The sequence below is a fragment of the Paucibacter sp. JuS9 genome, assembly GCF_044043925.2.
GTDB lineage: Bacteria > Pseudomonadota > Gammaproteobacteria > Burkholderiales > Burkholderiaceae_C > JAUASW01.
In genome coordinates, this window is record NZ_CP194172.1 from 2,463,138 (window position 1) to 2,476,463 (window position 13,326).

Below are 13,326 nucleotides of genomic sequence, written 5' to 3' on the forward strand. Positions count from 1 at the left end.
CGCCATCCGGGCATTTTCAGCGTCTCGCCAAGTCGCGAAATCTACGTCCACGGGTGTCGGCTTCCTATCTGAGGCGAACAATGTGATCCGAGTCGCCCTTTCGCACTTCCACCAAGGCATCCAAGGCTTTCACCATTTCCGCGAAATTTGCGTGACCATGGTCCTTGGGATCAAACGTCGAATCCAGCCGCTTGACCATGTGCCAGACCGATCCCTTGTTGACCCAAGGCTCCCCCTTGGTCTCAGCAAGCAGACGAATGGCTCGCTTCAGGATTTCGGCTGCGGGGTCGGCGGGTGGTAAAGGCGGAGCGGCGGGACCAATGTTTGGCTTGGCAAGCGACTCGGCGACGTCATCCTCAACCAAGTTCTCGTAATACCTGAACTCATGACAGCTCTTTGCCCAATGGCGGTTGGTGTTCCTGCGCGTGCCGACGCCGATCAGGATCTTTCCAGCAGCCTTGATCTTCTGCGCCACGGGCATGAAGTCGCTATCGCCACCGACGATGATGATCGTGCCGACATGCCCGAAGCGGCTGATGTCCTCCGTCGCATCGAGGCAGAGCTTGATATCCGCACCGTTCTTCGCGGACGCGCCCGGCGGGAACAACTGGATGAGCTCAACTGCGCTTTGAAGCAAAGCATCCCGATAGCGGCCGTAGAACTGCCAGTTGCAGTAGGCCCTGTTGATTGCGATGGGGCCGAAGGAGGCACTCAACTCCGTCACCGCCTGGACATCGACGAGCGGCTCCTGCGGCTTGAACCTGGTGTCAGGTTTAGCGTAGTAGCCCTCGCCGAACTTCGCCTCCGCCAAGCCCGCATGCAAGTTCTCGAAGTCCCAATAGAGCGCGACCGATCGATTCTCCTCGCGATCCCCGTAGGCCATCTTGTTCTCCCAAAGCTCTCAGACGCAGCATCCTACTGTGCTGATGCTCTGCAATGGCAACCTGGCTTGATCTTGGCCCGGGCCACGGCCATCGGGCCATGTCACGTCAAACGTCCTCGTCCGCGACAAGCGGCGATCATTGCCGGTTGCACGCGCAATGCCGTTGACTGCCATCCGAGGCGCGCAGAGCAGCCGATTCTTCGAGGATGCGGGAAAGGGGTGTTGCAAGGATCAGCCGATCTGCGTGACGTGATCGACACGCTTTCATCTGCTCGCTCAGCGTGCCCTTCGCCCGTTCAAAATGTCGAGCCACAAACGCTGCTGAGCAAAGTCCGTGGCTGACAGCCAGACAGGCAACCAAAGCACGCCCTCGGACAGTCAACATGCTAGATCGATTGGCATGGCCCATGTTGCGACCTGGATGAATCTTCGCTGTCACCCACGCCTCGAGCAGACGGAGTGCATCATCGATGCGAAAGCTCCCTCCAGCCACAATCAAGGATGCCGCGACGACGCCGAGCGGCTTGGTCACCACCTTGACCTGCTCAGATCCAACATGCTCCTCCGGCAGTTCAAGCCCGCGCATCAGCTCCCAGACCCGCCACTCATCGTCCGTCGGCGCCCTGCGAATGCAGCGTCGGATCGCAGCGCGCGCCTCGGCCTTGGACTCTCCAAATACTGCGCGTAACGGCCCGGCATCAAAGCCTTCGCCGGCCTTGGCCCCCAGGGCAACCCGAAGTGCCGCATGCGGGTAATGCGTGGCGATCTTGCATGAGGTCCGTCTCACCGGTCGCCATGCCAACATGCGGATTTCACTGCGCAGGGCCGCCTCGGACATGATGGGCTCGATATGGCAGGGTCCGGCGAACACTGGACCTCGCATGGCCTGCGCTTCGCGCACCCATCGCGACAAAACGTGGCTGAATGAGCGGGTAATGCTTGCGACCGATTCGCCGCCATCGATCCGCGCGACGGCATGGATCTCCGATGGCAGCATGACAAAGTAGAGGAGCACCTTGCTGGGTGACCGATGCGCGCGGATCAGGCGCTCTCGAATTCTCGCAATCAGATTCTTGCTCGCGAGAAAGTCGCGGCCAGCTATCGACTGCCAGGTCAGACTCCATACCGTCGCCCCGGCGCCCTGCGCGCCCTCCGCTGATTTTTCAACTCCCATGCATGTATGACGATGCCGTGAGTCAAACCCTCACCTAACTGGCTATGCGATCAGCAGTTTTCATAAAAACTCCACTGCAATGATCGAAACAGCCGAACAAGTACAGGGTGCTTGGCATGCTGTAGGCGCCTGGGATTTGTCTCCGCTGACCCAGCGTCAGGCCCCGGGATCGGCAGCCGAACGATCCATATCGCAGCCTCGCATCCATCGACCGTGTCGGCAGCTTGGACTAACTTCAGGTCGCCCGATGGCAATCCGGCCAAAGGGCATCGGACTCAACCGAAACTTGAAGGAGTTCATCATGAACGAGCAATCACAAGCGGCACTGGAGCCGCAAGTCGTCGACCTCGGCGATGCCAAGGCACTGACCATGGGCTTCCCGGATGTGATCTACGCCGAGGAGGATCTGTCGATCCCCGGGCGCCTTGAGCCCTGACAGATCTAGGCGCGAACCGCGATCCGCAGTTCGTGCCTAGCACCCTGTACGCCGCCGCGAGCCTCACCCGCGGCGGCACCGATGGGCCCTACCTTTGGCAGAGGGATCGATGCCAGACGCCATATCCCCGGATCGACTGAGACTCGCATCCCATATCCGCGCATGCAATTGCGGCCGCGGCGTCATCCTGCTCGACCTGCAACGCGACCGCTACCTTGGTGTCACTGAATCGGTATCGCGGGCGCTGGCTGGCCGCGTCGACGGTTGGCCGGTACACACCGGGATGGCCGAAGACGCTGAGACGCGGCAAGACGCATTCGCTGACGGTGCGCGCAGTCTCCTCTCCCAAGGAATTCTGACCAAGCATCTGTCCGACCCACCACCGATGATCAACCTCGAGGACGCGACAGCGTCGATGGATGTTGAGGTCTCGCCAGCGTTTCGCAACTTCGGCACGCGACGCCTCCTCCAGTTCACGACCAGCGTCGCGATCGCGGCGTGGGGATTGCGATACCACTCTTTGCAGACGGTCGCCCGTTCGATTGCCGCTCGCCGTGCGCAGCTGCTCATGCCAGAGGCTGAATCGCTTCAGGGCATGAGGTCAGGGGTGGCTGCCTACGAGGCGCTCCGGCCCTTTGTCTTCACAGCGCGAGAGAAGTGCCTGCTGGACTCACTGACGCTCGTCACCTTTCTTGCCAAAGAGGGATTCGCCCCACGCTGGGTCATTGGGGTCAAGGTAGGTCCTTTCGGCGCGCACTCATGGGTGCAATGCGGCAAAACCGTGTTGAACGATCAACACGCGTACGTTCGTCAGTTCCGTCCGATCCTTGTTGTATAGCCCGAGCGTTGCCAGCATGTTCAGATATGTCGCCCTCGCCTGGAAAGAGTCGTCGCCAGAAGCTGCTGCCGTGGCTCAGCGCTTCAGCCTAGGGTGGCAGCAGAACGCCGACTGGAATGCCGCCCTGCTGCGACCGGGCCTTCATGTTTTCGCGACGGGAACAAGGCCAGGCATCAACGAGGTTTGGCCGCTGCAAGGCGGGCTGGGGGTGGTTTTCGGCAAGTTGTTTCGACGCGCGGAGCTCGATTCGACCGCAGCGCCCAGCGCAAGCATCAACTGCACGGACGCGGCCAGCATTCTCGAAAGCAGCGGCCGCGTCCTGGTGGACCGCTACTGGGGCCGCTACGTGGCACTTCTTCGGAATGCCGCAGGGGACAACCTGGTCATGCGAGATCCGAGCGGGACCTTGCCCTGCTTCCGGTTCCGATATCAGGGCGTCTCGATCGTCTTCTCCTGGCTTGAGGATGCCTTGCAGATGCTTGGTCCCTCGGAGCGCCCCACTGTCAATTGGAATGTCCTGACGGCTCAGATGCTACGTGGCCCGCTGGGTGGTCGTGAGACAGCACTGGCCGGCATTTCGCAAGTCCTCCCCGGCGAGATTCTCGACCTCGACACGGATCGATCGGTCCTGCTTTGGAGCGCCGTGGATATCGCCCGAACGCCGACAAGGTACGACATCGCCGAAGCGAGCCACCTGCTGGGTCAGGCCGTGCGGTCCTGCACGCGTGCGTGGGCGTCGTGCTACGACAGCCTGCTGCTTCGCCTGTCCGGCGGCGTCGATTCGTCAATCCTTCTCTGCTGCCTGGCCCCTGGCAGCACGCCTGCCGACGTGATCTGCGTCAACTACCACTCGCCAGGCGCCGACAGCGACGAACGTCCCTATGCGCTGATGGCCGCGAGCCGGGTCGGGCGCGACCTGCTGCTGAGCGAGCGCAACCTGGGGTTCCGGATCGAGCGCGTACTGCAAATTGCCCGCATGCCGAACCCGGTCACCTATGTGGGCGGCATGAACACCGCCACTGACGCAAGGCTGGCGTCCGCCCACGCCGCAAGCGCAATGTTCACCGGCGCGGGAGGCGATGCGCTGTTTTATGAGTTGCCCCGCTGGTGGCCTGCAGCAGACTACCTGCACGACAACGGCCTTGATGCTGGGTTGCCGGCTGCCGCACTCGACGCAGCCCGGCTGGGAAAGTTGTCCGTTTGGCGCACGCTTGCGCTGGCTGTGCGAGAGCGCATGCGCCCCGATCTGTCGGCGAGGTTGCCAAGAATGCAGCACCCCTTGCTGGATCGCGACTGGATATCGGCACACGCGGATGACCAGCGCTACATGCATCCAGCACTGCCCGAGGGGGCCCTCCTCCTGCCGATCGGCAAGTACATGCAGACCGTGGCGCTGATGCATCCCGTCGGCTACTACGACCCCTTCGAACAGGCATTGGCGCCGGAACTGGTCTACCCCCTGCTTTCACAGCCACTGGTGGAGCTGTGCCTTCGACTGCCGACCTATGTGCTGGCGCACGGCGGACGGGGACGGGCCCTGGCCCGGACCGCGTTCGCGGCGGATCTGCCACCGCAAATCGCCAACCGCCGCTCCAAAGGCGGGATGGAGGAACACATCAAGGCCGTGCTGGACACCAACATCGATCTCGTGAGGGATCTGCTGCTTGAAGGTGAACTCAGCCGCCGCGGCATCCTTGACCGACGCAAGGTAGATGAGCTTTTGTCCGGTAGACCGACGACGTTGACCTGTTCTCCCAGCCAGATCCATGGCCTGGTCGCCGTCGAGGCCTGGCTCTCCCGCTGGACGCAGTAGCGAAGCCGTCCCCACCGGAAAAGTGCCGTCATGCCGTCACTGAAAGAGTTCTGCTCCGCCCTTCGGCTGCTGTTCGATGGAATGAATCCGGGCATGGTCCGACGCATCGCTGCGGCTAACGCAATGGCTCTGGCAGGCGGCGTCCTTGCCGGCATTGCGCCGCTGATGCTCAAGCAGATGATTGATACCGCGAGCGGTGGCGGCAGTACTCAGGCGCCCCACACCACCTTGACGGGACTTGGCATCGCAGGCTTTGGCTTCGCATACCTGCTATGTCTCAGCATCGGCCGCCTCGTCACCGAAATCCGCCCCCTGCTCATCGGGACTGTGGAGCAAGGCCTCTACGCGGGGCTGCGCCTGCGCTACTTCAAGCACCTGCTCGACTTGCCCTTGAGCTTTCATCTGGCCCGGCGAAGTGGGGCCTTGGGACACAGCCTGCTGCAGGCCGTTTCAGGCTATCAGATCATTCTCTCCAGCCTCGTCAATGGCGTCGTGCCCGTGATGGTCGAGAGCGTGACCGTCGCGCTCGTACTGGTCTCACTCGGCCTTCCCGCAATGACGGCAAGCTTTGCAATGACCGCGGTCGCGCTCTCGATCGCCATCAGCCTGCGCATGGCCCGGCTGCGCGCAACCGCACGTGCCGTTTCGCAGGCAACCATCGACGCCCACTCGCATCTGGCCGACAGCTTGATCAACTACGAACCCATCAAGTGCTTCGGCGCCGAGCGCAGCACCGTCGATCGCTTCGCGCAACTCTCTCGCGCCCTGGAAGCGTGCTGGATGCGCCTGCATCGGACGCGCACGGCCATAGGTGTCGCGGTCACTGTGATCTTCACCCTGAGCCTGGCCACATCCCTCGCCATCTCCGTGCACGCGGTGTCCCAAGGGACGCTCACAGTTGGGGGCTTCGTGCTGGCCAACCTCTACATGCTGCAGATGGTTCGCCCACTTGAGATGCTGTGCAGCGCGGTGCGCGACGTGTCCCAAGGACTCGCCTTCGTCCGTCCCCTGATCGAGATTCTTCAAACGCCAACTGAGGCAATGCAGGAGAGGCAGCACGCAGTCGACACTGACTCCCGTTACGGCGATCACGCGATTGATGACCCGGAAGCTGGGCGCCGAGCTGTGACCGTGAGTTTTCGGGGCGTCCGACTGGCGTTCGACGGTGGCCGACCGGTGTTGAATGACTTCACTCTGGAAGTGCCGGCGGGCCGATCCATCGCCGTCGTCGGCGCGAGCGGTTGCGGCAAATCGTCCCTTGTGCGACTCCTGCTCCGACTTTGCGAACCCGACGCCGGCAGCATCGCGCTCAACGGCATTCCGATCAACACCCTTCCAGTGGCCCAGCTTCGATCAATGATTGCCGTCGTGCCGCAGGACCTGGCGCTGTTCAACAACTCCATCGCTGCAAACATCGGTCTTGGCCTGGAAAGCGCAACGCCTTTGCAGATCGAGAATGCCGCGCGTCTGGCCGGCCTGCACGGCTTCGTTGCCGCCCTCCCCTGTGGCTACAACACGGCCATTGGCGAGCGCGGACTCAAACTCTCAGGGGGCGAGCGCCAGCGGATTGCGATCGCGCGCGCGATCCTGAAAGACCCGTTGGTGTATGTGTTCGACGAGGCGACTTCGATGCTCGACGGCCCGACGGAACGCGCGATCCTGCAGAACATCAAGGCGATCTCAGTCGGCCGCACCACAATCACAATCGCCCACCGGCTCACGGCGATCCAGCATGCCGATGAGATCGCCGTACTGGCAGAGGGCAGGATCGTCGAGCGAGGCGACCACGCACGGCTGCTCGCCCGCGGCGGTATCTACGCCTCAATGTGGCATGGACAGCAGACAACCTGTTGCTGAAAATGTCCATGGCGGCCCAACTTAAACCAAATGGCCTCCACGAAACCCGGGGCAATTCAGTCCAGTTGCTACCGAATTAGATGGGCACGAGCGCCCGAAACACGCAATAGGCGAGAGCATGTAGCGGCTACGGCCATTGACTACGTCGAGCTGACTGACGCCAGCCGCTTTCATTGCGGACTTTGTTTGCAGAGCCGAGCGCTTGCGCGGTCCGCGAATCGGGAGTCAACATCTCGGATGCGTGCAGCGACAATGGCAGCCATGAGCCGCACCTCCGCTTTTGATTGGGACGACCTGCGTATTGCCCTCGCCATCATGGAGAGTGGCACCTTGTCCGGCGCGGCTGCCACGCTGCATGTCAGCCATCCAACGCTGTCGCGCCGTCTGCAGCTGATGGAGCGGCGGCTCGGAACGCGCTTGTTCGAGCGCACCCCGGGTGGCTTGAGGCCGACAGAGGCGGGCGAAGAAGTCAGGGCGCTGGCGCTTCGCTTTCGAGACGAGGTCGCCAGCCTGGAGCGTCGTATTGGCGGGCGCGACGAGGGCCATGACGGGCCGGTGCGCGTCACGGCGCCGGATGCGGTCTCCGAGTACCTGCTGCCCGACGTGCTGGCCGCCGTCTGCCGGGCGCATGCCGGGCTGCAGCTTGAGCTGCATGTGTCGAACGACGTGATCTCGCTGGCGCAGCGCGAGGCGGACATCGCACTTCGCGTGACCCGGGCGCCGCAGGAGACGCTGCGCGGACGCGAGGTGGGCACCGTGGCGATGGCGGTCTATGCGCCGCGTCAGTTGGCCGGGACGCGCGATGCGTCGACGCCGCCGGCCCGTCTGCCCTGGGTTGGCTTCGACGCAGGCCTGGCCTGCAGTGCGCCCGGAAGCTGGCTGGCGCGCAACGTCGCTGCCGACGAGGTGCGGTTTCGCGCGAACACCTTGCTCGGCGCCGCGCAGGCGGCGCGCGCGGGAATCGGCTGCGCCGTGTTGCCCTGCTTCGTTGGCGGGTCGATCCCGGAGCTGGTACGGCTCGGTCCGCCGCTGGACGAGCTGGCACAGCCGCTGTGGCTGTTGATGCACGAGGATGTCGCTCGCGTGCCGCGCATGCGCCGTGCGAGCGCGGCGCTGGCCGAGGAGATCGCGCGATCGTCCCGGCTGATGTCAGGCCTCAACTGAGGTCGACTCGACGGCGGCTGCCGCGAGTCGTGCCATGTAGGAACCCCGCCCGGCCAGATAGCGCAGGAAGACCTGCCCGTAGTCGGGCACGACGGCCGCGTGCACGCTCGGCCTCGCTGCCAGCTGGAGACGATAGGCGGCTGTTGCAGGCAGCCCTTGGAGAAGCCGAAAGTCCGCCAGCAGATCAAAGGTCTCCAGCAGCCGGAAGATGGGCGCGAATGCGGCGTCGACCAGGCCGAAGCGTTCGCCATCGAAGTACGGCCCCGCGCCAGCCAGCTGGCTTTCGAGCCGCGCAAAGCGCCCGGCGAGCTCCGCACGCTTGCGCTCGAAGGCGGCCTCGTCCGGGGCCATGTAGAAGCCGAACACGTCGGCGATCACGGTCGAGGCGAACTCGGCCCAGGCGCGGTGGCGAGCGCGATCCAGCGGCTGGGCCGGCCACATGGGCGCCTGGCCGATGGCCGCCTCTTCGATGTACTCGCAGATGACGGCCGTTTCAAAGACAGCGGTGCCGCCCACGCGCAGCACCGGCACCTTGCCCAGCGGCGAGAGCTGGATGAACCAAGCCGGCTTGTCGGCGAGATCGATGTAGGTTCGCCGGGCTTGCAGGCCCTTCTCGGCGAGCTGGATGGCCGCCCGCTGGGTGAACGGGCAAAGGATGTTGCTGATGAGTTCAAAGTGGTGCATGCCAGGTCCTTGTGGATGAGCACACGACCTTACGCACCGCCTGCACGTGGCACCATCGAAAGCTTGTGCAGGCCACTGTGCGAAAACTTGCAGTGGCTGGCGCGCGCTCACGTGCGACGACTGGAAGAGGTGCCCATTGACCATCCGGAGCAAGACATGGCCCGCTTCTCCAGCGCAGTGGCAAGCGAAATCCTTGCCGTGACCGCAGGCCGACGACAACGTATCCAGGCATGGCAGGGGCCGCAGCACCACATCTGTCAATTGCGATGCAAGCTGGATGCAATACCAGCCCCGCCATCCGCAGCCGCTTGAAAACTGTCAGAAACTCGTTCATACTTCTACCAGTTGAAAGCCATCCCCATGCAAACCCTCGCCAAACAGGTTCTGGAGCACGCCGCCGGATTGCCGGAAGGCACCCCCTTGGTCGCGAAGGAACTGCTGCATCTGGGAAGCCGGGCCGCGGTGGACCAGGTTCTGTCCCGCCTTGTGCAACGCGGCACACTGCTGCGCGCTGGCCGCGGCATCTATGTCCTGCCGATTGAGAGCCGGTTCGGTTCCAGGGCCCCTTCGACCGCCAAGATGGTCGAAGGGCTGGCGAGCCAGCGCGCGGAAACCATCGTGTCGCATGGTGCGGCGGCGGCCAACGCACTGGGCCTCACCACCCAAGTGCCGATGCGGGCCGTCTACCTGACGTCCGGCCCCAGCCGCCGCTTGAAGCTGGGCGCCCAGACGGTGGAGCTTCGGCATGCGCCGGTGTGGCAGTTGATCTTTCCTGGCCGAGCCGCCGGCGACCTGGTGCGGGCCCTGGCCTGGCTGGGGCCGGAGAAGGCCGGCGAAGCGCTGCGGGCATTGCGCGCCAAACTGCCGCCGTCCGAGATGAAGGAAGTGGTAGCTGCACGTGCGCGCCTGCCGACGTGGATGGCGCAGGAGGTCAGCGCCCTGGTACAGCATGGTTGAGTTCTTCCAGCTCTCGGCCAACGAGCGCCTGGAGGCACTCGCGCAGGCCGCCGATGCGTCCGGCCGCCCTCCCCACCTCCTTGAAAAGGACGTTTGGGTCGTGTGGTCGCTGCGACATGTCTTCGCCGCGCCCTATGCGCCTCACCTTGTCTTCAAGGGTGGCACCTCCTTGTCGAAGGCCTATGGCGTCATCCAGCGGTTCTCAGAGGACGTGGATCTCACCTATGACATTCGCGCCATCGCCGGCGATCTGATCGGCGATGCGGGCACGCCGCTCCCGGCCACCAAGAGTCAGGAGAAGAGGTGGAGCAAGGAAATACGCACCCGCCTGGCCCACTGGGTGGCGGCCGAAGTCGTCCCGCGGCTGCAGCAGGACCTGCAGCAGCATGGCCTGCCGGCCACAGCCCGGGCAGAAGACGACAAGGTGTTCATCGACTACACGCCACTGGTCTCGGGAACGGGCTACGTGCCGCCGGCCGTCATGCTCGAATTCGGCGCTCGATCCACGGGCGAGCCGTCAGAGCAGCGCGCCGTTGTCTGCGATGCCGCCGCTCATTTGCAGGGCGTGAAGTTCCCCGAGGCGACGCCGCAGGTGATGCGCGCCGAACGGACCTTCTGGGAGAAGGCCACAGCGATTCACGTTTTCTGCGCTCAAGGGGTTTTTCGGGGCGGCGACCGGTTCGCCCGCCACTGGCATGACGTGACCCGCTTGGACGCCGCAGGTATTGCAGACCTAGCCATCCAGGACACCGCGCTGGCGAAGGCGGTGGCGGATCACAAGAGCATCTTCTTCGCAGAGAAGGGTCCGGACGGCCAGTCGATCGACTACCAAGCTGCGGTCTCGGGAGGTCTGAAACTCGTCCCCGACGACAGTGCCTTGGCCAAGTTGGCCACCGACTACCAACACATGGTTGACGACGGCCTGTTTCTCGATGAGGTCGAGTCCTTCGATGCCCTCCTCCATCAATGCCGAAGCATTCAAGAGAAAGCGAACGCGGCAAGCCGCCAGCTGTGAACGCCTGATACGCCGACATGGCCGAAATCTCAGGCCCTAATTGCGGGACGCGACACGGTCGCACCGCGGCGCTGCATCGGCAGCCTCCTTCATCGGCAGCATCTGGTCCCACCGTGCGTACTGCTCCTTCAGGCTCTCGGCAGTCTCCGAGGGAATGACCAGCTCGGAGCGCCTCTCCCCCTTCAGCCAGAAGCGGTACCAGTCCACGTTCCCCTGCAGCGAGATCATCCGTTCGCTGGGGCGCGACAGTGCATGGGCGCCTTCCGGGAACTTGATCAGTTCGACGGGCCGGTACTGCCGGCGCAGCAGCGCATAGATGTCCCAGTTGTTCTTCGGCTCGACGCTGTAAGACTCGATCCGCAGCGCCGCCCGAACGCAGTCGGTGTGCAACGAGGGGTCATTGCGAATCCAGCGTTCCCGGGATTCACCGAACGGCCCGCCCTGGTTCGCGTTCTCCTTCATCGCCTGGATCCCATCCGTCACCGCATAGGTGATCGTCATCGAGTAGAGCGTGTTGGAATCACCGTCCATCATCGTGGCCGCGCGGATCGGCACATCGGTGAAGGTGACCAGGTTCAGCACCCGAACCCCCGTGGCACTCCAACCCAAGATGCCTACCCGCTCACGGTCCACCAGGCCCTCGGCGACCAGGGCCTCGATGGCCGCGCGCACGCCATCGCCGAACGCCACGATGGACCCGTGCTCGTCGCTCGGTGCGCCGCTTGAGGCTCGCCACGGCAGCGCCAGCACCAGCAGGCCCTCGCGCAGGAATGCGCGGCCGGCAAAGCCGCTGGTGAAACCGTCGTAGATGTTCGAACCGTCCCGATAGAACCGCGTCGCCGAGAATCCATAGCTCTGGATCACCAAGGGGTACTTGCTGCGGGGATTGAAGTCGGCAGGCACCATCAAGCCGCCGTCCCACCTCCTGCCCTTCGCGTCCGTCCAACTGAACTCCTTCATCGTGCCCCATTGCGCGGCAGAGAACTGCGGATTCAGCGCGGTCAGGCGCACCTCCTGGCCGGATGGCCCCGTCGCGACAATGTCAGGCGGCAGGTTCAAGGCCTGCCGTACAAGCACGCGCCAGGACTGCGGTGCGTCCAGGCGTTGGGACTGTCCGGACGCCGCTTCCGAGGCCTCATGCCAGCCCCCTTTCGGGTCACGCTTGAAGACGCGCCGCTGGTCGCCATCGATCGCGATGAAGTCGCCCTCCGTGCCGGCAATGGCGTGCGCGTTCTGCAAGCGTTGCTTGAGCACCGCGATGGATTTCCACTCGCCGGAGGCTGGCCAGTACTCGATGATGTGCGAGGCCGCGTCGTTGGCCGCCCCGGCACCACCGCCTTGAGGCAGGTAGGTACCAGCAATGACCACCGACCGACCGCCGTCCAGCCACAAACGATCGGTGCGCTGCTGATTGCCGCCCCGCGAGTCATCCGGTGCGTCGATCACCGCACGCTCCTGGCCATCGGAGAGCCGATACACCATCATCTGGCGCGTGACGTAGCTCGCCGGCCGCGAGTAGTAGCCCAGAGGATCCCGCATCAAGGAAGGGCTGTCCTGCTTCGATGCTTCGGCGACGGGCGGATACAGCTTGCCCCAGGCGAGTTGGCGATCCGGTCGGTACTTCGGCAGCAGCAGCCAACGGCCGTCCGGCGAAATGCTGGCCCTCGGTGTTCCATTGCTACTCTCCGCGAACGAGGTGCCGAGCGCACGCGCCGGCGTGCGCGATCCCGCCTCCGCCAGATAGAACTGGTATCGCCGGAGCTGCGCCTCCAGGTTGTCCTGCTGACTGTGAACACTCCAGAACGACTTAGCGCCGGCAATGACGCTACGCGAACCGGGCGCAATGGCGGGATTGGGCTCATAGGTGAGGTAGATCACCCGGCGCAGATCATCCGGCACATCGAAGGCAACGACGCCCAGCGGCGCATAGGTCAGTTGCGAGACCTTCCTCGTGAGCACGTCCACCCGGTACACCTGGTACGGCTCATCGTTCATCCGAGCCCGAAAGACGATCGTCCGGTTGCCGACCCATCGAGCATCCCGCAAGGAAGGATGCGCATCGGCCTTGTCATGAACAGCATCCACCGACACCAAACGCGTGGGCGCCGGGGGCAGCCCCTTCAGGGCCGCGAGCCGCGCGGGCGACACCTCCATCAGCAAGATATCGAATCGGTTCCTGTCGGTCGCCACATCCGCCTTGCGAGTGACGATGAACAGCTGCTCGCCGTCCGGCGAGATCTGGGTCTGCAACGTGTCGTCGTCGAGCTTGACAGGTTGAATGATCCGAGTGAACTCGATCACTTCCTGCACGCTCGGGCCGACGCCTGCCATCGATGGCCTGGCCAGCCCCACGGTGAGCGCCGGCAGGAGCACCAGCAGAAGCGCCCTCGGAACACAGAGCCAAACCCTGCCCGCAAGAAGCGTATTGAAGAGATTTTTAGACAGCATGGCGCAATCTCGGCACAGGGCCGGGACAGAGAATGAGGGGGTAGGAAGCCAGTACGG

The 13,326-nt window shown here is 63.9% G+C and carries 11 protein-coding genes; 7 read left to right on the plus strand and 4 right to left on the minus strand.

Annotation, left to right across the window (positions count from 1 at the left end; genetic code table 11):
* Positions 1-64: 64 nt before the first annotated feature.
* Complete coding sequence (locus ABT392_RS11030; protein WP_334275894.1) at positions 65-883, minus strand: NYN domain-containing protein; 819 nt, start codon at positions 881-883, stop codon at positions 65-67.
* Positions 884-1,019: 136 nt separating this feature from the next.
* Complete coding sequence (locus ABT392_RS11035; protein ID WP_334275895.1) at positions 1,020-2,057, minus strand: hypothetical protein; 1,038 nt, start codon at positions 2,055-2,057, stop codon at positions 1,020-1,022.
* A 301-nt stretch (positions 2,058-2,358) separates the two neighbouring features.
* On the opposite strand from ABT392_RS11035, the gene ABT392_RS11040 reads away from it, so the two are divergent.
* The 5 genes from ABT392_RS11040 to ABT392_RS11060 all read left to right on the plus strand — a co-directional run bounded on the left by ABT392_RS11040 (position 2,359) and on the right by ABT392_RS11060 (position 8,165).
* A complete protein-coding gene (locus tag ABT392_RS11040) occupies positions 2,359-2,493 on the plus strand; it encodes a rubrivinodin family lasso peptide (RefSeq protein WP_334275896.1) in 135 nt (44 codons plus the stop codon).
* Between the two features lie 109 nt (positions 2,494-2,602).
* The gene (locus tag ABT392_RS11045) at positions 2,603-3,331 is read left to right on the plus strand and encodes a lasso peptide biosynthesis B2 protein (protein WP_334275897.1); all 729 of its coding nucleotides are present in this window, start codon (positions 2,603-2,605) and stop codon (positions 3,329-3,331) included.
* A gap of 16 nt (positions 3,332-3,347) precedes the next feature.
* Positions 3,348-5,144, plus strand: a complete 1,797-nt coding sequence (locus tag ABT392_RS11050) for an asparagine synthase C-terminal domain-containing protein (RefSeq protein WP_334275898.1) — start codon at positions 3,348-3,350, stop codon at positions 5,142-5,144.
* A 30-nt stretch (positions 5,145-5,174) separates the two neighbouring features.
* The gene (locus tag ABT392_RS11055) at positions 5,175-7,001 is read left to right on the plus strand and encodes an ABC transporter ATP-binding protein (RefSeq protein ID WP_334275899.1); all 1,827 of its coding nucleotides are present in this window, start codon (positions 5,175-5,177) and stop codon (positions 6,999-7,001) included.
* Between the two features lie 261 nt (positions 7,002-7,262).
* Positions 7,263-8,165, plus strand: coding sequence for a LysR family transcriptional regulator (locus ABT392_RS11060; protein WP_334275900.1), 903 nt, complete (start codon positions 7,263-7,265; stop codon positions 8,163-8,165).
* On the opposite strand, the gene ABT392_RS11065 is transcribed toward ABT392_RS11060, so the two are convergent.
* Positions 8,151-8,849 (minus strand): glutathione S-transferase family protein, encoded by a 699-nt coding sequence (locus tag ABT392_RS11065; RefSeq protein ID WP_334275902.1) that lies wholly within the window; start codon positions 8,847-8,849, stop codon positions 8,151-8,153. The genes ABT392_RS11060 and ABT392_RS11065 overlap by 15 nt on opposite strands.
* Positions 8,850-9,209: 360 nt before the next feature.
* Between ABT392_RS11065 and ABT392_RS11070 the strand changes: the two genes are divergently transcribed.
* Complete coding sequence (locus tag ABT392_RS11070; RefSeq protein WP_334275903.1) at positions 9,210-9,806, plus strand: DUF6088 family protein; 597 nt, start codon at positions 9,210-9,212, stop codon at positions 9,804-9,806.
* A complete protein-coding gene (locus ABT392_RS11075) occupies positions 9,799-10,821 on the plus strand; it encodes a nucleotidyl transferase AbiEii/AbiGii toxin family protein (protein ID WP_334275904.1) in 1,023 nt (340 codons plus the stop codon). Before ABT392_RS11070 ends, ABT392_RS11075 begins: the two co-directional genes overlap by 8 nt.
* Positions 10,822-10,857: 36 nt before the next feature.
* Here ABT392_RS11075 and ABT392_RS11080 read toward each other — a convergent pair whose 3' ends face one another.
* Positions 10,858-13,269, minus strand: coding sequence for an alpha/beta hydrolase family protein (locus ABT392_RS11080; RefSeq protein ID WP_334275905.1), 2,412 nt, complete (start codon positions 13,267-13,269; stop codon positions 10,858-10,860).
* Positions 13,270-13,326: the final 57 nt, after the last annotated feature.